At 39.7% G+C, this 21102-nt stretch carries 22 protein-coding genes; 11 read left to right on the top strand and 11 right to left on the bottom strand.

Annotated elements, in window-relative coordinates; genetic code table 11:
- Positions 1–56: 56 nt before the first annotated feature.
- Complete coding sequence (locus QQK05_RS13280) at positions 57–2435, bottom strand: DNA polymerase II (RefSeq protein ID WP_284299408.1); 2379 nt, start codon at positions 2433–2435, stop codon at positions 57–59.
- Between the two features lie 71 nt (positions 2436–2506).
- On the opposite strand from QQK05_RS13280, the gene dinG reads away from it, so the two are divergent.
- Positions 2507–4585, top strand: coding sequence for an ATP-dependent DNA helicase DinG (gene dinG, locus QQK05_RS13275; protein ID WP_284299407.1), 2079 nt, complete (start codon positions 2507–2509; stop codon positions 4583–4585).
- 11 nt (positions 4586–4596) lie between these two features.
- On the opposite strand, the gene queE is transcribed toward dinG, so the two are convergent.
- Positions 4597–5274 carry a 7-carboxy-7-deazaguanine synthase QueE gene (gene queE, locus QQK05_RS13270; protein WP_284299406.1) on the bottom strand — a complete coding sequence of 226 codons (678 nt, stop codon included), beginning with the start codon at positions 5272–5274 and terminating at the stop codon, positions 4597–4599.
- A 105-nt stretch (positions 5275–5379) separates the two neighbouring features.
- Between queE and queC the strand changes: the two genes are divergently transcribed.
- Positions 5380–6036 (top strand): 7-cyano-7-deazaguanine synthase QueC, encoded by a 657-nt coding sequence (queC, locus tag QQK05_RS13265; RefSeq protein WP_284299405.1) that lies wholly within the window; start codon positions 5380–5382, stop codon positions 6034–6036.
- A 75-nt stretch (positions 6037–6111) separates the two neighbouring features.
- Here the strand turns inward: queC and QQK05_RS13260 are convergent, their stop codons facing one another.
- Complete coding sequence (locus QQK05_RS13260) at positions 6112–8346, bottom strand: NADP-dependent isocitrate dehydrogenase (RefSeq protein WP_284299403.1); 2235 nt, start codon at positions 8344–8346, stop codon at positions 6112–6114.
- A 175-nt stretch (positions 8347–8521) separates the two neighbouring features.
- Here QQK05_RS13260 and QQK05_RS13255 point away from each other — a divergent pair, with 175 nt between their 5' ends.
- The 8 genes from QQK05_RS13255 to QQK05_RS13220 all read left to right on the top strand — a co-directional run bounded on the left by QQK05_RS13255 (position 8522) and on the right by QQK05_RS13220 (position 15834).
- The gene (locus QQK05_RS13255; RefSeq protein WP_407704891.1) at positions 8522–9163 is read left to right on the top strand and encodes a pseudouridine synthase; all 642 of its coding nucleotides are present in this window, start codon (positions 8522–8524) and stop codon (positions 9161–9163) included.
- A 7-nt stretch (positions 9164–9170) separates the two neighbouring features.
- Positions 9171–9647: an NUDIX hydrolase gene (locus tag QQK05_RS13250; protein WP_284299401.1), complete on the top strand. Its 477-nt coding sequence runs from the start codon at positions 9171–9173 to the stop codon at positions 9645–9647.
- A gap of 63 nt (positions 9648–9710) precedes the next feature.
- Positions 9711–10850, top strand: a complete 1140-nt coding sequence (gene mnmA / locus QQK05_RS13245; protein ID WP_284299399.1) for a tRNA 2-thiouridine(34) synthase MnmA — start codon at positions 9711–9713, stop codon at positions 10848–10850.
- Positions 10851–10859: 9 nt separating this feature from the next.
- Positions 10860–11483, top strand: coding sequence for a high frequency lysogenization protein HflD (gene hflD / locus QQK05_RS13240; protein WP_284299397.1), 624 nt, complete (start codon positions 10860–10862; stop codon positions 11481–11483).
- 22 nt (positions 11484–11505) lie between these two features.
- On the top strand, positions 11506–12876 hold the full coding sequence (purB, locus tag QQK05_RS13235; RefSeq protein ID WP_284299395.1) for an adenylosuccinate lyase: 1371 nt from the start codon (positions 11506–11508) through the stop codon (positions 12874–12876).
- 108 nt (positions 12877–12984) lie between these two features.
- Positions 12985–14145 (top strand): cupin domain-containing protein, encoded by a 1161-nt coding sequence (locus QQK05_RS13230; RefSeq protein WP_284299393.1) that lies wholly within the window; start codon positions 12985–12987, stop codon positions 14143–14145.
- Positions 14135–14596, top strand: a complete 462-nt coding sequence (locus tag QQK05_RS13225; protein WP_284299391.1) for a GNAT family N-acetyltransferase — start codon at positions 14135–14137, stop codon at positions 14594–14596. The genes QQK05_RS13230 and QQK05_RS13225 overlap by 11 nt, the downstream gene beginning before the upstream one ends.
- A gap of 203 nt (positions 14597–14799) precedes the next feature.
- The gene (locus QQK05_RS13220) at positions 14800–15834 is read left to right on the top strand and encodes a Leu/Phe/Val dehydrogenase (protein ID WP_284299390.1); all 1035 of its coding nucleotides are present in this window, start codon (positions 14800–14802) and stop codon (positions 15832–15834) included.
- 54 nt (positions 15835–15888) lie between these two features.
- Here QQK05_RS13220 and QQK05_RS13215 read toward each other — a convergent pair whose 3' ends face one another.
- Complete coding sequence (locus QQK05_RS13215; RefSeq protein WP_284299388.1) at positions 15889–16728, bottom strand: lectin-like domain-containing protein; 840 nt, start codon at positions 16726–16728, stop codon at positions 15889–15891.
- A gap of 264 nt (positions 16729–16992) precedes the next feature.
- Between QQK05_RS13215 and QQK05_RS13210 the strand changes: the two genes are divergently transcribed.
- The gene (locus QQK05_RS13210; RefSeq protein WP_284299386.1) at positions 16993–17193 is read left to right on the top strand and encodes a tautomerase family protein; all 201 of its coding nucleotides are present in this window, start codon (positions 16993–16995) and stop codon (positions 17191–17193) included.
- A 2-nt stretch (positions 17194–17195) separates the two neighbouring features.
- On the opposite strand, the gene QQK05_RS13205 is transcribed toward QQK05_RS13210, so the two are convergent.
- From QQK05_RS13205 to QQK05_RS13175, 7 genes are all read right to left on the bottom strand, one after another.
- Entirely contained in the window at positions 17196–17789 is a 594-nt protein-coding gene (locus QQK05_RS13205; protein ID WP_284299385.1) for a hypothetical protein, read from the bottom strand.
- Between the two features lie 244 nt (positions 17790–18033).
- Entirely contained in the window at positions 18034–18363 is a 330-nt protein-coding gene (locus QQK05_RS13200) for a hypothetical protein (RefSeq protein WP_284299383.1), read from the bottom strand.
- A gap of 10 nt (positions 18364–18373) precedes the next feature.
- Complete coding sequence (locus QQK05_RS13195; RefSeq protein WP_284299382.1) at positions 18374–18739, bottom strand: hypothetical protein; 366 nt, start codon at positions 18737–18739, stop codon at positions 18374–18376.
- Positions 18736–20067 (bottom strand): hypothetical protein, encoded by a 1332-nt coding sequence (locus QQK05_RS13190; RefSeq protein WP_284299381.1) that lies wholly within the window; start codon positions 20065–20067, stop codon positions 18736–18738. Before QQK05_RS13190 ends, QQK05_RS13195 begins: the two co-directional genes overlap by 4 nt.
- The gene (locus QQK05_RS13185; RefSeq protein WP_284299379.1) at positions 20067–20372 is read right to left on the bottom strand and encodes a hypothetical protein; all 306 of its coding nucleotides are present in this window, start codon (positions 20370–20372) and stop codon (positions 20067–20069) included. Before QQK05_RS13185 ends, QQK05_RS13190 begins: the two co-directional genes overlap by 1 nt.
- Positions 20365–20697: a hypothetical protein gene (locus QQK05_RS13180; protein ID WP_284299377.1), complete on the bottom strand. Its 333-nt coding sequence runs from the start codon at positions 20695–20697 to the stop codon at positions 20365–20367. Before QQK05_RS13180 ends, QQK05_RS13185 begins: the two co-directional genes overlap by 8 nt.
- A gap of 10 nt (positions 20698–20707) precedes the next feature.
- Complete coding sequence (locus QQK05_RS13175) at positions 20708–21100, bottom strand: hypothetical protein (RefSeq protein ID WP_284299375.1); 393 nt, start codon at positions 21098–21100, stop codon at positions 20708–20710.
- Positions 21101–21102: the final 2 nt, after the last annotated feature.

The following is a 21102-nucleotide window of genomic DNA, read 5'->3' as shown; positions in this document are numbered from 1 at the left end:
TTAGCTATCTAGCCATCTAAAATAATAAACTAACCACTTAACTTCAAGCTGAAATATCAAAATAATGACATTTGATGATCGGTTATCTCATCGAAACTGGTATTTACAAAAGGTAATATTGCATCGGCGACGGATTTGAGCTGACGTTCAACATATAGATGATAATCAAGAGGCGCGGACAAGTGCTCAACGGCTTGGGGGCCTTGAGTAGTCAAATAATAAGCTATTTGACCGCGTCGTTGATATTTCAGTGGTTTTCCTTGAACCCTGTTCAATTCATCTGCAGCACGCGCTGCTTTTATGTGAGGAGGTACATTTTTGACATACTTATCAAGCTTTCGCCTTATTCTCTTGCGATAAACGAGTTTATTATCGAATTCCCCATCTAAGGTCCTTTGTACCATCTCATAGACATATTCTTTTACTGGCAAGTTATTAAATACTCGTTCGTACAGACCTTGCTGAAACTCTTTAGCTAAATCAGTCCAATCGGTTCGTACCGTTTCTAGACCTTTATAGACAATATGTTGAGTAACCGTATTTTCGTCACTTATTGTCTCTACCAAACCAGCGTAACGCTTTTTAGTGCCGACTTCTTGGCCACGAATTGTTGGCATAAAAAATTTAGAAAAGTGGGTTTCAAACTCGAGTTCTAAATAAGACGTAATGCTAAAGTTTGACTCTAGCCACTCACTGAGCTTTTTGTTGGTAAAATCTGCAAGTTCATCACCAATTTTCCTCGACTGAGTTATTGAATGTTGGTCGCCAATGTAGACAAAAATAGAATCGGTATCACCATAAATAACTTTGTAGCCGATCTCTTCAACCCACAGCTTTGTTAATTTTAATAACTCATGGCCACGCTTGGTAATTGAGCCGGATAGTCTCGGATCAAAAAATCGGCAACCAGTAGATCCTAGAACGCCATAAAAAGAGTTCATTATAATCTTGATGGCTTGAGACAAAGCGGCATTGCTTTCCTTTTTCGCAATGTCGCGCTCATCCCAAAGGTCTTTGATAATGTTGGGTAAAAAGTGTTCTGTTCGTGAAAACAACGCGCCATCATAGCCTTGAATAGCAGTGTCAGGACGCTCAATCCCTTTGACCATACCCATTGGGTCAATACAAAAGGTTCGAATAATACTTGGATAAAGGCTTTTGAAATCTAATACTAATACGTTTTTGTAAAGTCCTGGTATTGAATCCATTACATAACCACCAGGAGATATTAGCCCCTGAAGACCATCTCCCATATTAGGCGCAACATAACCAGCTCTGTGCAATTTAGGTAAATACAAGTTAGTAAACGCAGCGACAGAACCACCACTTCTGTCTATTTCGAGCCCAGTAAGTTCTGCCCTTAATTTCGCAAACGCGAGCAAATCTGTCTTTTCAAAGATTTGCCAAACCAATCGACAGTCTTCTAAGTTATATTCAGCAAGTGCAGGTTTATTATGAAGAAATTTTTCGGTGATTTCATATACTCGATTATCGACATCATCTATTTTCTTGCCTGTGCCTAGTAACTCGTGAGAGACATTTTCGAGTGAAAAACTGGCGAAGTTATAAGTTGCAGTTTTAAGTAAATCGATACCATCTAGCACTACTCTACCCGCGATATCAATATATTGTTGTTCACTACTTGGATGCTTGCGCCAATATGGTGCTGAACCGTCACGGCCTATGTGAAAAACAATGTTATGAAACTGACAGCGTTTATCCAGCAAATTTAAGTCAAAATTAACGACATTCCATCCAATGAGGATATCGGGATCTACCCTGCCTAACCATTCAATAAATGCAATGAGTAGCTCACGCTCGTCATTTACCCACTCGATATAGTCAAAAGACGTTTCCTGTGGAGGGCCTATCATAAAGACTTTCGAAACATCGTCACTATATGCACCGATCGAATAGAGCTCTCCCTTCATCGAACATTCAAGATCAATGGACAGCATCGAAAGGTTGATATCAATTTTTGACGGTCGGCATTTAGTATTACGAACAATACTTACACCACGTTGATTGGTTAATTGGCCAGTAAATTCAATACCTGCGGTAATGAATCGTTCATTCAAAAACCGTTCTTCTGGACGAAAATCATCTTCAAAACATACAATGCCCTCTTGCTTAAAAAGCGCACGTGCTCGATAAAATTCACTTAACTTATCAAAGTATACACCTGCAACGCTTGTTGATTTAAACGTCGAAAGGTTGAGTGGTTTAATAACACTGATGGAAATTGAATCACTTTCAAGCAGCACTTTTGCACGGTCTATGTCATTTTGCGCGATAAAGAACAGCGCTTGTTGTTTATCTACAACAAGTTTTAAAGGACCATTTGGTGTCTTAACCCAATAACATGTTTCAATGCCATTTTTGGTATCGCGACAATGACGCGTTAATAAAAACCCAATCTCTTGAATTTGATTCATTAATCTAAATTAAACTGGTATTATATACAGCAGTTTACTAGATGCCGCCTTTATAGGGAATAGCTCAACGAATGTTAAGCGATAAAATTAAAACAATCATTAGAAAGTCATACAAAGCAATTGGCGAAAGCTTAGAGAATTTTACCCCTAGGAAACAACAAACTTTATTAATAGCCGAAATAGCGAAAACACTAGCTGGAGAATACGCGAAAGATCGTAAAATCATTACGATTGAAGCCGGGACAGGAACCGGTAAATCGCTTGCTTATTCCCTCGGAGCGATTCCTTTAGCGCTAGCACGCAAGAAAAAGGTATGTATCTCTACGGCAACTGTCGCCTTGCAAGAGCAATTAGTAGACAAAGACCTGCCCTTTTTATCAAAGCACAGCAAATTAGATTTCCAGTTTACATTAGTCAAAGGTAGACAACGATACGTCTGCAGACAAAAATTAGCGTTAGCCTGTCATGAAGAGTCTGAGGCACAGGTTGGTTTTACTTTTGCCGAAAAGCCAAAAGAAGATGACTTAGCCGAATTAAAGGCGATGCATAAGGCATTGAATGATGGTAGTTGGCAAGGCGATATTGACTCATGGTCTACGCCCATCCCTCATTACATTTGGCAACAAATTCAATCGGATAAACACAGTTGTTTACGACATTTAGATGAACATAAAAATTGCCCTTTTCATGTTGCCAGAGAAGCCATGTTATTGGCCGATGTTCTCGTTATTAATCACAGTTTGCTACTCGCTGACTTAGAGCTTGGTGGTGGTAAAATTTTACCTGAACCAGAGGATTGTTTTTACGTGATTGATGAGGCTCATCACCTGCCAAAAGTAACGCGTGACCATTCTAGTGCTAGTATCGCGGTAAAAGGTTCAATCGATTGGCTCAGTAAAATCAGTGCCTGTGGCGATAATATCGCTAAGCTAGTTGATAAACGAAGTGCAATTGAACCGTCGATCAAGCTAGCCGATTATGTGACAGATATTTTGACGGATATGACGAAGGTTAACGAATTTTTACAAACTAACAGCGCCGTTTATTTTGCTCAAGAATCAGCATATCGTTTCGAACATGGTGTAATACCCAAAACGATGAAGCATTGGGCAGAAGATTTAACAAACGCTAGTCAAAAAGCATTGAGTGCATTGAACAAGTTGTACAATGCGTTAATGGAGTCGGTTAAAGATGGCGATACTAAAGCATACCTTGCAGAAGCGCTTTTGGCAGAATCGGGTTTCTTTATTCAGCGTCTCGAAAATTTCAACAACTTATGGTTTATGTTCCAAAAGACAGACAGCGAAAAGGCAGCGCCACTCGCTCGGTGGGTTGAGCAGTCAAAAGGAAAGAAAGCCGATATCATAGTTAGTGCATCCCCGATTGAAGTGGGTTTTACATTAGAAGACAACTTATGGTCTAAATGTGAAGGTGCCGTACTTTGTTCCGCAACGGTGCGCGCATTGAATAGCTTTGATCATTTTAAACGTCAAGCTGGCCTCGGTACTAATGATGGTAGCCAATATTTACATGTAGATTCACCATTCGATTATCAACAAAACGCGCTGTTACATGTCCCAACGATGAGTTACGAACCCAGTGCAGATAAATTCACAGATGAAATTGCCGAGAAGCTACCGAGCTTATTAAAAGATGAGAAAGCAAGTTTGGTACTGTTTTCTTCATACTGGCAAATGGAACAAGTTGCTAAGACACTTAGAAGAGAGCATAAAATGTCGATAAGTGTCCAAGGAGAACACTCTCGTCAGTTTATTATTGATTTGCACAAAAACCGAATTGAAAAAGGTCTTACAAGCATTATATTCGGTACACAAAGCTTTTCAGAAGGATTAGATTTACCCGGGAAATTACTGACAAACTTAATTATTACAAAGTTGCCTTTCGCTGTTCCAACATCACCAGTAGAAGAAGCTCACGCAGAATACATCACCGCTAAAGGTGGAAATCCATTTATGGCGCTATCTGTCCCAGAAACATCAAAGAAACTGATTCAGTCTTGTGGTCGTTTATTAAGAAATGAAAAAGATAGCGGTAAAATTACGTTGTTAGATAGACGCGTTGTTACAAAACGATATGGCAAAGACTTACTAGACTCTTTGCCACCGTTTAAACGCCAAATAGACTATTAATTCAATAGAGCTTATTCAATCCCCAAATATTTGTGAACTTGAACAGATAATCTCCAGTTATTTTTAATACAGGTATCAATTGCTAGTTTGGTAGCACGTTCTTTTTGACTGATGGGTTGCAAGTAAACTGGCGTTTGCTCGACTTGATGCTTTTTCAACAAGGCTTTTAAATCGTCAACATGTTGCTCTGTTGCAACCGGGTGCTTGATTTCATTCGCTCGTGACATGGCACTTTGTAGGATGGCATAGCCCCCCTTCATGTTTACTTTTGGCGAAACTGTAACCCAGCAGTCAGTAGACACTAAAATCTCAAAGGTCCCTGAAGTTTCTACTTGGCAGGAAAACCCTTCAGCCTCAAATGCTTCACACATTGGATTGAGGTCGACCATACATGGCTCACCACCCGTTATCACAATGTGTTTTGCTTTAAAACCGCGATCTTTGAAAACATGCAACATATCTTGTGGCGTTAAATTAGCCCAACGCTCATCTTCTTGACTCTTAGTCAGCATGTCATTGACAGGAATACGTAAACTATCATCAATTTCCCAGGTATGTTTTGTATCACACCAGCTACAACCAACTGGACAACCTTGTAGACGAATAAAAATCGACGGTTGCCCAGTAAAACTACCTTCACCCTGGATAGTTTCGAATAATTCATTGATTTTATAGTTGTGTTTTGACACTTAGCTTTTGCCTTCTTGAAAAGTTGCAGTAAAATTAGCAACATATTTTAAATCATGCCGAGTGATTAGACTCGACTGGCTAATTATACCCTAAGAGATCGTTAAATGACTGAAAAAGTTGTTGTAATTTATTCAGGTGGTATGGATTCGTTTACCGTACTTAACCGCGCCTTAAGAGATGGCAAAGAAGTTTATGCCCTTACCTTTGATTATGGGCAAAAACATGTAAAAGAAATTGATTATGCTCGTGCTGTTTGCCAAGAGCTCAACATTGAACACAAAGTAATAGATATTACGGCTATTAATCAATTATTAGCTGGTTCATCATTAACAGACGATATTGAAATTCCAGAAGGCCATTACGAAGAAGAAAGTATGAAATCAACGGTTGTGCCAAACCGTAACATGATTTTGTTATCACTCGCTGTTGGCTATGCCGTGTCTAAAGAGGCCAGCCAAGTATACTATGGCGCACATTCTGGTGACCATGCAATTTATCCTGATTGCCGCCCTGAATTTGTTCAGAAAATGAGTGATGTTTGCCAAATCGCTAATTATGAACCAGTTACAATTTACTGCCCTTATCTCGATAATGATAAGATTGAAATTTTAACCGACGGTTTAAAAATGGGCTTGGACTATGGTAAGTCTTGGACCTGTTACAACGGACGAGAGGAAGCATGCGGTAAATGTGGTGCCTGCCAAGAGCGACTTGAAGCGTTTGAAAAAAATAACGTGACAGATCCGCTTCCGTACGAGTAGCTGTAAATTTAAACTAAAATAGACATAAAAAAAGCTAGCCATTAGGCTAGCTTTTTTGTTTCGTGAACTAACGGATTAAAGTAAGTTAGCTAAAATCGTGTTAAATGTTTCACTCGGGCGCATTGCTTTTGATGCTTTATCAACTTCTGGGAAGTAGTAACCACCAATATCCATTGCGACACCTTGTGCATCATTTAATTCTGCAACGATTTTCTCTTCTTGGTTTGTTAAACCTTGAGCAACTGGCGCGAACTGCGCTTGTAGGTCTGCATCGTCAGTTTGTGCAGCTAACGCTTGAGCCCAGTACATTGCTAAATAGAAGTGTGAACCACGGTTATCTAACTCGTTAACTTTACGAGAAGGTGATTTATTTTCTTCTAAGAATTTCGCTGTTGCAGCGTCTAACGTATCTGCTAAAACTTTTGCTTTTGCGTTATCTGCGAATTGGCTAACGTGTTCTAAAGAAGCAGCTAATGCTAAGAACTCACCTAAAGAATCCCAACGTAAGTGGTTTTCTTTTTCGAATTGCTGAACATGCTTAGGCGCACTACCACCAGCACCTGTTTCAAATAAGCCACCACCGTTCATTAATGGAACGATTGATAACATTTTCGCAGAAGTACCTAGTTCTAAAATTGGGAATAAATCAGTGTTGTAGTCACGTAATACGTTACCTGTCACTGAGATAGTATCTTCACCACGACCACAACGCTCTAAAGAGTGTTTACATGCTTCTGTAGGTGCAAGAATACGTAAATCTAAACCTTCAGTATCGTGCTGTGGTAAGTATTCGTTAACTTTCTTGATAATTTGTGCGTCATGTGCACGATTTTCGTCTAACCAGAATACCGCTGGGGTATTTGATAAACGTGAACGCGTTACTGCTAATTTAACCCAGTCTTGAATTGGTGCATCTTTTGTTTGACACATACGGAAGATATCACCTTCAGACACTTCGTGCGACAACATTACGTCACCCGTTGCAGCGTTAACTGAACGAATTACACCTTCACCTGGAGCAGTGAATGTTTTGTCGTGTGAACCGTACTCTTCAGCTTTCTTAGCCATTAAACCAACGTTTGGTACTGTACCCATTGTTGTTGGGTTGAACGCACCATTTTCACGACAGTAATCAACAACTGCTTGGAAAACACCAGCGTAATTACGATCTGGGATAGTAAATTTAGTATCTTTTTGTTTACCGTCTGGGCCCCACATTTGACCAGAAGCACGTAATGCAGCAGGCATTGATGCATCGATAATAATGTCGCTTGGTACGTGTAAGTTTGTGATACCACGGTCTGAATCAACCATCGCCATTGGTGGGCGAGTTTCGTAAACCGCTTGAATGTCTGCTTCAATTTCAGCTTTCTTCTCTGCTGGTAAACGATCGATTTTAGCGTAAACATCGCCAATACCGTTGTTAGCATCAACACCTAATTGTTCAAAAGTTGCTGCGTGCTTAGCAAATACGTCTTTGTAGTACACTTTTACACAGTGACCGAAGATGATCGGGTCAGAAACCTTCATCATTGTCGCTTTCATGTGAAGCGAGAATAATACGTCTTCTTCTTTCGCTTTGTCGATTTCTTGCTCGAAGAATGCAACTAACGCTTTCTTGCTCATTACAGACGCATCGATAACTTCTTTATCTTCTAAAGCAACTTTTTCTTTTAATACAGAAACGTTACCAGCAGCGTCAACAAATTCGATACGCATGTCAGTAGCACCATCAACAGTCATTGATTTTTCACTACCGTAGAAATCACCTTCTGCCATATTTGCAACATGTGATTTAGAATCTTGTGCCCATGCACCCATTGAATGAGGGTTGTTACGTGCATATTGCTTAACTGAACCTGGTGCACGACGGTCAGAGTTACCTTCACGTAATACAGGGTTTACTGCTGAACCTAACACTTTAGCGTAAGTTAACTTGATTGATTGCTCAGCTTCGTTTTGTGGCTCTTCTGGGTAATCTGGCAAGTTGTAACCGCGTGCTTGTAATTCTTTGATTGTCGCTTGTAATTGAGGAATTGAAGCACTAATGTTTGGTAACTTGATGATGTTAGCTTCTGGCGTTTTAGCTAGTTCACCTAAAAGTGCTAATTCATCATTGATACGTTGTTCTTCAGTTAAGTACTTAGGGAAATTAGCAATGATACGGCCTGCTAATGAAATGTCTTTTGTTTCAACATTGATGTCAGCACTTGAAGTGAATGCTTGGATAATTGGTAATAACGATTGAGTCGCTAAAGCTGGTGCTTCATCCGTAATCGTATAAATGATGTTAGATTTATTCGTTGTCATTGATATTCCCGTTGAAAATAACAGCCTTAATTCTTTAAAATAAAGCCACGTTGGTAATTCATCTATTTTATCTTCTAGATGACCAAAATTAATTTTTGTGCGCGCATAGTATAGGAATTCAGCGCATATTAAAATAGCCCGACGAAAGTCGTAATAAATTTTTAGGCAATAATTAGTGACAAAATCGTATAGCAATCGCACAAAACCTAAAGGGTCTGGCCAATTTAAGCGAAAAACAACAGCTAATCATCGTACCAGTAGAGATATTGGTTTTAAGGGTGAACGTAAAATCGTCTTGTTCAACAAACCCTATGATGTATTGAGTCAGTTTACAGATGATGAAAAACGTAAAACATTAAAAGACTTTATCGATGTACCCCATGTTTATGCTGCAGGCCGGTTGGACAAAGACAGCGAAGGACTATTGTTGTTAACAAATGATGGAAAGCTTCAGCACCAATTAGCTAACCCAAAACAAAAAACCGAAAAAACCTACTGGGTCCAAGTTGAAGGCCACCCGCTTGAGTCAGATCTAGAAAAACTACGCAATGGTGTTGAGTTAAAAGATGGTCCAACACTACCAGCCAAAGTCAGCATAATGACTGAACCCTTGGTCTGGCCAAGAACACCGCCGATTAGAGAACGAGCGAACATCCCAACAACATGGCTAGAAATTAAAATTATAGAAGGCCGAAACCGTCAAGTTAGACGTATGACAGCTAATATCGGTTTTCCTACGCTGCGTTTAATTCGCTATGCGATTGGTAAATATAAATTAACCGGTATAGAAAACGGCGAATATCTAACAATTAAATAAGAATTTTATGAACGATCATCTAAACGACCAATTTAAACCCAACACTACAGTTGCTGCTGTCATCCGTTATGACGATAAATATTTACTCGTTGAAGAAATTGATAACGGCGTCACCGTATACAATCAACCCGCGGGACATGTTGAAGCGAATGAAAATCTCATTGATGCTGTCAAAAGAGAAGTTAAGGAGGAAACAGGCCTTGATGTAACCCCTGAATATGCTTCGGGTATCTACTATTTCCATCGACCATTTAACCACAGCAATATCGACCTATATTTTCTACGATTTTGCTTCGTGGTTGAGCTTCAAGAATTTCCCGATACTTGCCCATTAGATGATGATATTGTCGCTTGCCATTGGTTTACCGCTCAAGAAATAAAAGCAAAAGAAAGCCAGCTCAGAAGCCCTATGGTGCTTGAGTGCATTAACGACTACCTTGCTGGTAATAAAATAGAATTAAATACCCTAAAAAGTAATATCTAAGCTATTAAAATTAAAAGGCACTATGCTATAATGCGCGCCTTTTAAAATGCTGTGTGATTATTAATGACCGAATCTTCTTTATATCGTGCACCACAAACCCTAGATCATGAGCCAAGAGAAACTAAAGTTATCGTTGGTATGTCTGGTGGTGTTGACTCATCTGTCTCTGCTTACTTGCTAAAAGAACAAGGCTACCAAGTTGAAGGCCTTTTCATGAAAAACTGGGAAGAAGATGACACAGATGAATATTGTGCTGCTGCTGAAGATTTAAAAGACGCGCAAGAAGTGTGTGAAAAACTCGGTATTAAACTCCACACGATTAATTTTGCTACAGAATACTGGGATAACGTATTTGAATACTTCCTTGAAGAATACAAAGCGGGACGTACTCCTAACCCAGATATTATGTGCAATAAAGAAATTAAGTTTAAAGCATTTCTAGAATTTGCCTGTGAAGACCTTGGCGCAGACTATATTGCGACAGGCCACTATGTCCAACGCGAATTCAGAGATGGGCAGTGGGCGATGATTCGAGGTCTAGATAGCAACAAGGATCAGAGCTACTTTCTTTATACATTAAGTGATAAACAAGTTGGCCAAACATTATTCCCTGTAGGGCATATTGAAAAGCCAGAAGTTCGTGCTATTGCTGAAAAAGCCGATTTGATTACTCACGATAAAAAAGACTCTACTGGTATTTGTTTCATTGGCGAGCGCAAATTTAAAGACTTTTTAGCAAAATACTTACCTGCTCAACCGGGTAAAATTGAATCAGCTGAAGGTGATGTAATTGGTGAGCATGATGGACTTATGTACCATACCCTTGGCCAACGTAAAGGCCTTCGCATTGGTGGCTTAGCAAATGCAGGTGATGAGCCATGGTATGTTGTTGAAAAAGATCTTATCCGCAATGTCTTGGTTGTTGGACAAGGCCACAACCACCCTCGCCTATTTTCAAAAGGTTTAATAGCGAATCAACTTCACTGGGTTGACCGAAAAGACGTTGAAGCGCCATTTAAGTGCACCGTTAAAACACGTTATCGCCAACAAGATGTTGCTTGTACAGTTACTCCATTGTCGGATGGCGAATATGAAATTCTATTCGATGAGCAACAAAGTTCCGTTACGCCAGGTCAATCCGTCGTTTTTTATCGTGACGAAGTTTGTCTTGGTGGCGGTATCATCAATAGCTTAATTCGATAGCGAGGACGTATGGCATCACTTCAAGAACAAACGTTTACTTTTGCTGCCATTTGTCAAATATCAAATGCCGTACAACGCATCGCGCGTTTCGGCGTTATTGACGAGCAGCAGCTTCACATTTTATTGAATACTGTGATGGAAACGTCGCCGGAGAACACACTTGCTGTCTTCGGTGGTGACCTTGCTAATCTGCGTCCTGGATTAAATGTTTTAGTTGATCAGCTTGGTAATCAGAATAAACAAAAAGATGCTGAAGTAACGCGTTATTTAGTCAGCTTACTTGCATTGGAACGAAAGCTTGCGAAATCATCGTTATCTTTAAATCAGTTAGGTCAACATATCGACGATACCAAACGTCAATTACAACATTTTGAGTTAACCAGTGAGACAATTGTTAGTTCATTGGCTGGTACTTATGTCGATGTCATCAGCCCACTTGGTACCAAGATACAAATTGCTGGTGAACCTGAGATTCTAAAAAATCCTGTGAATCAAGCAAAGATACGCGCATTACTACTGGCTGGCATTCGTTGTGCTGTTTTATGGCGTCAAATCGGTGGTAAAAGAAGACACATTTTATTTGCACGTTCTAAGTACTTAGAATGCGCACAAGAATTAATTAACAAAATTTAATCATTTATATTGGGACCACATTATGGAACTTTCAGCATTAAGTGCTATTTCACCAGTAGATGGCCGTTACGGTAGTAAAACTAAAGCGTTACGCCCTATTTTCAGTGAATTTGGTTTAATCAAATACCGCGTTACAGTCGAAGTACGTTGGTTACAAAAATTAGCGACACAAGCTGATATCGCTGAAGTTCCAGCGTTCTCTGACCAAGCAAATGCAGTATTAGACGCAATTGTTGCGAACTTCAGTGAAGAAGATGCAATGCGCGTTAAAACAATTGAAGCGACAACTAACCATGATGTAAAAGCAGTTGAATACTTCTTAAAAGAGAAAATTGCTGACAATGCTGAATTAAACGCGGTTACTGAGTTTATTCACTTTGCCTGTACTTCGGAAGATATCAACAACTTATCTCATGGCTTAATGCTAACAGAAGCTCGTGATCAAGTTGTGCTGCCAATTATTGATGAAATTCTAGCTGACATTAAAAACTTAGCCGTTGAATACCAAACAATTCCTATGATGGCACGTACCCATGGCCAACCAGCATCACCTACTACAATGGGTAAAGAAATGGCGAACGTATATGTACGTTTAAAGCGTCAACGTGACCAAATTGCAGCGGTAGAAATGTTAGGTAAAATTAACGGCGCGGTTGGTAACTACAACGCTCACCTTTCTGCTTATCCAAATGTTGATTGGCACACTTTCTCAAATGAATTCGTTACAAGCCTAGGTTTAACATGGAACGCTTTTACTACTCAAATTGAGCCACACGATTACATTGCAGAGTTATTCGATGCCGTAGCACGTTTCAATACGATCTTAATCGATTTTGACCGTGACGTATGGGGTTATATCGCATTAGGTCACTTCAAGCAAAAAACAATTGCTGGTGAAATTGGCTCTTCAACAATGCCACATAAAGTTAACCCTATTGATTTCGAAAACTCTGAAGGTAACTTAGGTATTGCGAACGCATTATTTGCACATTTAGCACAAAAACTACCAGTTTCTCGCTGGCAGCGTGACTTAACTGACTCTACAGTTTTACGTAACTTAGGTGTTGGTTTTGGTCATTCATTAATTGCTTACGCTGCAACATTAAAAGGTATCAGTAAGTTACAAGTTAACGAGCAATCTTTATTAGATGAATTAGACAGCAACTGGGAATTACTTGCTGAACCAATTCAAACAGTAATGCGTCGTTACGGTATTGAAAAACCATACGAAAAATTAAAAGAATTAACGCGTGGTAAGCGTGTTAATGCTGAGATTATGGCTGAGTTTATCGATAACTTAGAATTACCAGCAGAAGCTAAAACAGAATTAAAAGCGATGACACCAGCATCATACATTGGTCGTGCAATCGCATTTATTGCTGAGCTAGACTAAATAATTCATTAGGTTTATTTTTAAACCTAATACCGCACGAATTTGTGTTAAAAAGGGATCTCAATTAAGAGGATCCCTTTTTTAATGGAAAAGATTAAGGAACACAAAATGAACCAATTAGATTGGGGTGATTTAACACCTGAGCGCTTTCTAAAAGAATACTGGCAGAAAAAACCACTATTAATAAAAGGTGGCTTTAAAAACTTTATCGATCCGGTTTCGCCTGAAGAGTTAGCCGGTTTTGCTATGGAAGAAGAAATTGAATCACGTATCGTTGCTAAAGGCGAAAATCACATGTGGTCAGTTGAACATGGTCCATTTGAAAGTTTTGAAGATTATGGCGACAAAGACTGGACGTTACTTGTTCAAGCTACCAATAATTGGTCTGAAGCAACCCATGCTTTATTAGAGCCATTTCGCTTTATGCCAAACTGGCGATTAGACGATGTTATGGTGTCGTTTTCTACGCCAAATGGTGGTGTCGGCCCTCACCTAGATCAATACGATGTCTTCATCATCCAAGGGTTTGGTAAACGCCACTGGAAAGTTGGTCTACCAGACGAATCATTGGAAACGCTTGTACCACATGAAGATCTAAAACAAGTCAGTGCATTTACCCCTGTTATCGATGTAATTACGGAGGCTGGCGATATTTTATACATTCCGCCTAATCACCCTCATGACGGTGTCGCAACTGAGAATGCACTGAATTATTCTGTTGGTTTCCAAGCACCGAGTTCACAAGAGTTAATTTCGACCTTTGCTGATCTAATGATTGATCGCGAGCTAGGTACCGCACGTTTTGGTGACCCAAAACGCAAGCCAACAAACGCGCCAGAAGAATTGACTCACAGTGATATTGCCAGTTTGCAAACCTTTATGGTGGAAGCAATAAAAGACAGAAAGCTTTTTAATAATTTTATTGGCGGTTATCTCACCCATAACCACCACACGTTAGAAATTATTGAGCCGGAAGAAGAAATATCACATCAAACATTTGAAGAGCTTGTAGCAAGTGGTGATTTAATTATAAAGCCAGTGTTAGGCATAAAAGCTCTATATAACTGTGATAACGCAAGTTTGTTTGTTAATGGCAATAAGTTCGTTTTGGGCGACGATGCAATTGAATTAGCGAAAATGATAGCTCGCGGTGCTCCTTTGACCGCTATGGAATTAGAAAGTTCCATCACTTCTTTGAATAATGTCAACTTATTAACTACGCTTATCAATATGGGTTACTGGTATATTGATCAAAGCGATGAGTTATAGTGTCTGCCGCGTAGATTGGCAACAAGCTAAACCATTATTAAAGAATGTGAGAGAGAAGGTATTCGTCTGTGAATGGCGAATACCTAAGCGCATTGAATTTGATCGCCACGATAAAACCGCCTTCCATATCCTTGTTTGTGACGATAAATCTCAAGAACCAATAGCAACGGGAAGAATTAAATCAACGGGTGAAATTAGCCGCATCGCTGTATTAATTAATTATCGACATTTAGATATCGATGCTGTCGTTATCCAAGGACTTATTCGAGTCGCTCAAGAATTAGAACTGCAAGAAGTTTTTATCAATGCACCATTGGACGATGTAAATAGATATCAAAAACGGAATTTTGTGCCTCAAGGTGGCGTATATATGGAAGCGGGTATGCCCTTTCAAAAAATGGCCTGTAAACTTACTCAGCTGAACGCCGCCGCGCAATTCTTAAGCCATTAGTATATTCTTTCGTCAAGGTTTCACAAATGTACTTATATGTGAACACTTTCAACCAAACTTTATCTTTACTTGCTATAGCACGACAAAATTTTCAGTGATATTGTGCGCACAATTATTACATCAGTTACTTAGTCACTAAGAATAGAGCCTCACATGAGGAATAATAATCAAGTCTAAGTAACACAATAATCGGAGAATATGCCGTGGCATTATTTGATTTAAAAGACTTTGATAACCACGAACAAGTGGTATTTTGTAGCGATGATGAGTCTGGTTTAAAAGCTATAATTGCAGTTCATTCAACTAAGCTTGGCCCAGCAGTTGGTGGTTGTCGTATGTGGGATTACGCTAGTGACGAAGAAGCGATAACAGATGTGTTGCGTTTATCTAAGGGTATGACATATAAAAACGCGATGGCCGGCCTTTCTATGGGTGGTGGTAAATCTGTGATCATTGGTGATGCCAAAAAGATTAAATCAGAGAAACTATTCAAAGCATTTGGTCGTGCATTAAATGGTTTAGCTGGTCGTTATGTAAGTGCTGAAGACGTTAACATCACGACAGGTGATATTGCGATCGTAAATACTGAAACAGATTTTGTTACGGGTACTGAAGGTAAAAGTGGTAATCCTGCACCATTTACCGCACTTGGTACCTTTTTAGGCATTAAAGCTGCGGTTAAACACAAACTGAATACTGATGACTTATCAGGATTGCGTGTTGCGATTCAAGGCTTAGGTAGTGTCGGTTTATATCTTTGTGAACACCTACACAATGCTGGCGCAAAACTAGTTGTTACTGATTTAAACCAAGAAGCTTTAGACAAAGTTGCAACACAATACGGTGCAGAAATCGTAGGTTTGAATGAAATCTATGACCAAGACGTAGACATTTATGCGCCTTGTGCATTAGGTGCAACAATCAATGACAGTACCATTGATCGCATCAAAGCTAAAATCGTTGCAGGTTGTGCGAATAACCAACTTGCTGAACCTCGTCATGATCAAGCACTTGTTGAACGCGGTATACTTTACGCACCAGATTACGTTATTAATGCGGGTGGTATCATCAACGTATCGTTTGAAGAAGATTACTGTGTTGATAAAGCAACACGTAAGGTCGAAGAGATTTATGACACCTTATTAGATGTATTCAGCAAAGCAGATACGTTAAACAAACCAACAGGCGAAGTTGCTGACGACATAGCTCGTCAAATCATTGCTAACGGTGGAAAATAAAGAACGTTTGATTCAAAAAGGCAGCTATTAGGCTGCCTTTTTATTTATATGACACTATGCCATTCGGTTAGGTAACCTACCAAATATAACGAACATCCCTATACTCAAAGCAAACAGAATCCTAGTATCTGGCTCGTCGACAGTTATCACTGTAACGGGGTTATAGTCATCATAGAATTGCAGGTTAACAATATCATGGTCACCTCCTGCAGCTCCTGTTCCTGAGGTAAAACCAACATAGGCGATGGACGTACCTAACGTTTCTTGAAGGTCAATGTTAGCACTTAACTTTGCTTGTTTAGGTCGGACATTGTTCTCCGCGACCCTAACCTCCATTATTTCGTTTAGGCCATCATAATCGACCCAAACTGACCATAACTCACCATTATTCATTCTGTTATCGATATCAGCTAGAACAACAGGCTGCATGTTTCCATCTTTATTGATAGCAACGTGGTTCCCGCTGTTACCATCAAACGCAGGATTTCGCCATGTATCGAGTTCAACGGCGACGCTATTTGTTAACCCTTGATACCCTATTCCCCCACCAAATTGGCCGACGCTATTCGGATTTGCCTGGACGATAAAAGTTATGCCATCAGCACCCTGCCCGTCATTATCATAGATGCCTTGTGGGTCAGTTATTTGAAATTGGAAGGCTGCGCTAAATGATGCGAGGTTATCGAGGGTAAGTGCCTGTGTAAACAACGCACTACTCGATTGCCATAAATCATCTGTTAAGCTAAGTGCACCATCATTATTAGGATTTAAGTCAAGTGCTCTGCCGTTAAGCGTTATGTTAGTAACATCAGAAAAGTCATAAAACTCAAGTTCTTCAGCTATTACATCAGCATTAACCAATAACGATATCAGTGCAACGTATAAGCGTTTCATTACAACACCACCCTTATCACCGTAATTCCTCACAGTAATAGAAGCGATAACTAGGCCAGCTTTATTCAACGTCAATATTAATATCGATAAGCCATTGTTTAGTTTAACTAATTGCCACCTGATAAAGGTCTAAGTTACTTTATTTCGTACATTGATTTGCAATTATCAATGCGAATTGCAATAGCAATGTGCAGATTGCTAGTTTACTTTAGATGATCGGGACTAAATAATAGCGTTAGAATAACGAGGAAAGGAAGATAATGGATGCCATACGTAAACGTACAAATCACTAAAGGAGCAACGCGTGATCAAAAGGCCGAGCTTGTAAAGGACATTACCCAATCACTTAATCGCGTACTTAATAAAAAGCCCGAATATACCCATATTGTCATTCAAGAAATTGACGAAGAGAATTGGGGGTATTCTGGGCTTTTAACTGATGATTGGAAAAAGCTGAATCAGTAAAACTAATTCAGCTTTTTGCGTAATTGATTTGTGATCAACATTAGCAAGATCGCTAAAAAGATTAAGTGAATCGTGTTTGGCTCACTAACAGTCACTGGGTTTGCCGTGTAGCTTAGTGCGTCAAAACCGTATGATGCAGAACTTGAACCTGAACCTACTAGTGAAAACGACGTAATCGCTGTATCACTCAATACGCCGAAAAAGGTGCTTTCATACCAAATATCGGTAACTTTAAGTGCATCAAGTATTTCATTGCCTGCGCTATCTACATAATTGAGGTTTGTTGCATTGAGTTCATTAACATCAAAACCGAAGGCAAACACATCATAATTGAAGTTCAGTGTTAGGGTATTTTTCTCCATGACTTTAATTGAGTAATCGCCCTCACTGATTTGGCTGCTCGACGACGAAAACCCTTTTTTACCAGATACAAAATCGAAATCAGGATTCGTTACGCCTTTTACATTAAAACCTTCAAAACTAAGCTGTTCCGCAACAGCTAATTCAAACGCGTCGCGATCATCGAACAAAATTAAGCCTGCGTGTGCATTGTTCATCGTAACAACAAGCAATATACAAGCTAATAGACCTTTCATATTTAACACTACCCCATACTCCAATCTTAAATAGAAAATATTTACCAATTGCGCGAAGGTTAGCATTCAAATGTGCAAACAAAATGGATCTGTCGTTTGTTATTTGTTCTGCAAACAAAAAAGTGATGCGGGGCGCGAAAACTTTTGAGTAAAACTGCGAAAACTGCGAAAACTGCGTTTTTGATTATTTGAAAGAGCGTTGCGGATAATAAAAAGCCTTTGGTGTTGAGCCAAAGGCTTTTGTTTACTCTGTAGTTAAAAGAGTGAGCTTACTTTTATGCATCATGGGATGTATTATTGTTTGTCCCTTTGGATGGGCAGGATCGAATACTTTTAGTTTAACTGGTAGTTTCTGCTTTACATCCAATCCTGGAACGTCGCCTAGCTTTAATACGACACGGCCGTCGTTGAAGTAGTTTAACCTACTTGTGTCACTGTTAACGATTATGTCGCCAAGGGTTAGTTCCATTCGAGTAGTGCCAGCTGAAATAAAATTGATTTTGTCACCGCCTTTTTGGCTGATGATCAACTCTATTTCATTGTCACTGCCAAGGTAGATGATTTCATTTAGCATGGCTCAATCCTTACGATGGGTCAGAAAACTCTATATCAGTCGCTGGTGCGTCGACGGTGTCGCCAACCGTTAGTGGCTTGCTTGCGCCAGCTTCACCAACATATAGCACTTTAGACGCATCGTCATCCACCACAGCGAAGTGATTAAATGTTCCATCGGCATCAACTGAAATTCCAGAGGAAGCTTGAATCGTGCCTTTGCGGCCAGATGTGTCACCATTGGCTTTGGTGATTGTTGGTATATATGAACCTATGGCATTTGTGGTGATAGTCGTATAGTCATTTGAAAAGGTGTCTATCCAAATAACTCTATCTGCTTCTGCTATGATTTTATCTATTGGAGCATCAAGTACTTCATCATGTATAAATTTTGTCATGCTTTAATTACCTCAAAGTGAGTTGTGTTATTAAGGAGTTGGTAGTGAAACGTGGCACTAAATAAAGTTAAATCATCGTCATCAAAATCAGGCATGGTTTCGTTTACTAAAACCACATTATCGATATTGCTAATAATGGTAGAGTCGATATAACTAAGCGATGTAAACCTAGTAATATCCAAATTTTCAATTTCAGAATTTAGGTTAGTCATCCCATAATCCAATAGGGTTTTTCGGCTGAGTGACTTTCTTTCAATCTTGCTTGCAATTGTCGCCTTTTGATAACTCAAGGTTATATTTGACGAAATGTTTTTATTATCTATTGATGAATGAATAACGCCATCAATGTAGTTAATAGCTGTTTTACGCATCAACTCAACAGTTTCAATTGCTGTTGCTACACGAGTGTTTGTGTATTCAAGTTGGATGTTGTTGGCTGTGCTAAGCACAATATTGTCAATTATCGTTGCACAATCACTATCTTCGTAGTCGAGTGTGGTATAGCGAGATACTTCATACCCTTTTATTAATGTTGATAGTTCAAGTCCTTTATAGGTTACGCTCGTCGTTCGACTCGCATCAACATTTGTTATGACACAGCTAATGTTTGAATTACCGTAGGCTAATATCGCTTTACGCTGCAAACTCAATGACTGAACAAAAGAAGAAATGCTCGCGTTCTTATATGCAATGCTAGTGCTAATATTTAGTGCCATTGATTCGATACTACAGGCGACCGACATATCAGCGTATTCGATTTGTTGGGCGCCACCAATGACAATCCATTGGCTACCATCTGTTGGAAAACCAATGCCTGTCGCATGCTCTCCAGCAATTGTATCGACTAACACCGTTGAACCAGGACCAAATGTTGATGATTTAGCATCCCAGTTTCTTTCTTCACCACTATTATTGGTGATCTTGATGTATTCAATATCGCCATCAAAAAAAGAGTTATAAAAGGCAGCAATAGTCGTGTGCAAAGGTGATGACACGTTTCCGGAAATATTCGCTGTATCTACTCCATCGACATTAAACTTATGACTGGTTGCACCAACATGAAGTTGCAGTATGTGCCACTGCCCATCAGTGATATCTATGCCACCTGGTACGGCAACTGTTGCGCCAGTAACACTACCTCGTGCTCGTAGCGTTGAGCCATTCCAGCGAACATATGCATTAGTAGCCGACTTTCCGGCAGAGATAAACGCGAAAGCTTGGTTGGATAGCATTCTAAATTTAGCTTCAAGAATACAACCTACATTTAATCCAAATTGCTTGGTAACAAGATGGTCGTTACCACCGTCAAGTCTGAGCGCATCAGCCATTATACGTCCTCACTCATGTCGACAAACCATTTTGACGTCGGATCAATTGTTAGAGCTCTAAACTGCGTTTTACTATATTCAATTGCCGTAGCAAGTAGTGTTTGCATTATTGCTTCGGGTTCGGAAGACCATTGCAGCCATGCGAGTAAAACAATACTCGGGTGTGTTAATTCGCCATTTTCGTTATACCCATCGATTAACATTAGAGTACCATCATTGCTAAAGCGGCCTTGCCAAAAGGTTGGCACATTATCTTTGGTGCTTTGTGGAATTAAGGCCATCTCCAAGGCAAGAAAGCTATGCATTGACAAGACCTTGTCGTTGCTCCCATAAATAGGCGCGATAACAGTGGTTTGGACCATCGCCAACAAGTTTGGCTAGAAAGTCGATAACGAGCGCTTGGTAGTAGTATCGTTTTTGCTTGTGCATACGTTCGCCTGTTAAGCCTGAAATTGTCCTTCGTAACGTGCCATGGGCAAGTGTAGCGATAAAAATATCGAGTGCTAACCAGCTGCGCTTGATATGTGTTGACCTGTTAAAGGCAATCAAACTCGGTAACATCAGCAAGCTCATGGGTAACCCAATAAGCACATAACCGAGCAATTGTTGAAACACTTTAAAAATTGGCATAAACCTCTCCTTAGGCTTGTGAAGGTAATTGAGCCCAGGCGTCAATTGCCGCGTGGTGATTCACAACGCGTTCAATGGCCTGGTTGGTTGCTGTGGTTAGTAAATCTGTAATGGTAAAACTCGTTTCTGCAATTAACGCTAAAGGAACGGTATTCGTAAAAGATGGGATCTCATACTTAACGCCGGTACTTGAGACTAAACAAGCGCCGTTATCGTCAATAAATTGCGCTCTGATCACAATTGCAATGTGATCAATTGTGCCGTTTTCGTCCTGGTCTATATCCTGACGTAAAATGCCAATTTTTACTTTTTTCCCAACATAAGTACCATCGATTATATCGAAAACTTTTTCACCTTCGGCCAGTTGGTTGAATGATGTATTTAATTGATAGACTAATGACATGA

The organism is Thalassotalea loyana (genome assembly GCF_030161435.1).
Classification (GTDB): Bacteria; Pseudomonadota; Gammaproteobacteria; order Enterobacterales; family Alteromonadaceae; genus Thalassotalea_G; species Thalassotalea_G loyana.
Note: the sequence above shows the minus strand (reverse complement) of the source record. Positions and strands in the feature narration are given on the sequence as shown.

Excerpts from the sequence above, each read along its gene's own strand:
- QQK05_RS13175 (WP_284299375.1), bottom strand. The coding sequence starts at position 21,100 with ATGTCATTAGTCTATCAATTAAATACATCATTCAACCAACTGGCCGAA.
- purB (WP_284299395.1), top strand. The coding sequence starts at position 11,506 with ATGGAACTTTCAGCATTAAGTGCTATTTCACCAGTAGATGGCCGTTAC.
- QQK05_RS13260 (WP_284299403.1), bottom strand. The coding sequence starts at position 8,346 with ATGACAACGAATAAATCTAACATCATTTATACGATTACGGATGAAGCA.
- QQK05_RS13210 (WP_284299386.1), top strand. The coding sequence starts at position 16,993 with ATGCCATACGTAAACGTACAAATCACTAAAGGAGCAACGCGTGATCAA.
- QQK05_RS13190 (WP_284299381.1), bottom strand. The coding sequence starts at position 20,067 with ATGGCTGATGCGCTCAGACTTGACGGTGGTAACGACCATCTTGTTACC.
- QQK05_RS13230 (WP_284299393.1), top strand. The coding sequence starts at position 12,985 with ATGAACCAATTAGATTGGGGTGATTTAACACCTGAGCGCTTTCTAAAA.
- dinG (WP_284299407.1), top strand. The coding sequence starts at position 2,507 with ATGTTAAGCGATAAAATTAAAACAATCATTAGAAAGTCATACAAAGCA.
- QQK05_RS13215 (WP_284299388.1), bottom strand. The coding sequence starts at position 16,728 with ATGAAACGCTTATACGTTGCACTGATATCGTTATTGGTTAATGCTGAT.
- hflD (WP_284299397.1), top strand. The coding sequence starts at position 10,860 with ATGGCATCACTTCAAGAACAAACGTTTACTTTTGCTGCCATTTGTCAA.
- QQK05_RS13205 (WP_284299385.1), bottom strand. The coding sequence starts at position 17,789 with ATGAAAGGTCTATTAGCTTGTATATTGCTTGTTGTTACGATGAACAAT.
- QQK05_RS13185 (WP_284299379.1), bottom strand. The coding sequence starts at position 20,372 with ATGCATAGCTTTCTTGCCTTGGAGATGGCCTTAATTCCACAAAGCACC.
- QQK05_RS13280 (WP_284299408.1), bottom strand. The coding sequence starts at position 2,435 with ATGAATCAAATTCAAGAGATTGGGTTTTTATTAACGCGTCATTGTCGC.
- queC (WP_284299405.1), top strand. The coding sequence starts at position 5,380 with ATGACTGAAAAAGTTGTTGTAATTTATTCAGGTGGTATGGATTCGTTT.
- mnmA (WP_284299399.1), top strand. The coding sequence starts at position 9,711 with ATGACCGAATCTTCTTTATATCGTGCACCACAAACCCTAGATCATGAG.
- QQK05_RS13225 (WP_284299391.1), top strand. The coding sequence starts at position 14,135 with ATGAGTTATAGTGTCTGCCGCGTAGATTGGCAACAAGCTAAACCATTA.
- QQK05_RS13200 (WP_284299383.1), bottom strand. The coding sequence starts at position 18,363 with ATGCTAAATGAAATCATCTACCTTGGCAGTGACAATGAAATAGAGTTG.
- QQK05_RS13180 (WP_284299377.1), bottom strand. The coding sequence starts at position 20,697 with ATGCCAATTTTTAAAGTGTTTCAACAATTGCTCGGTTATGTGCTTATT.
- QQK05_RS13195 (WP_284299382.1), bottom strand. The coding sequence starts at position 18,739 with ATGACAAAATTTATACATGATGAAGTACTTGATGCTCCAATAGATAAA.
- QQK05_RS13250 (WP_284299401.1), top strand. The coding sequence starts at position 9,171 with ATGAACGATCATCTAAACGACCAATTTAAACCCAACACTACAGTTGCT.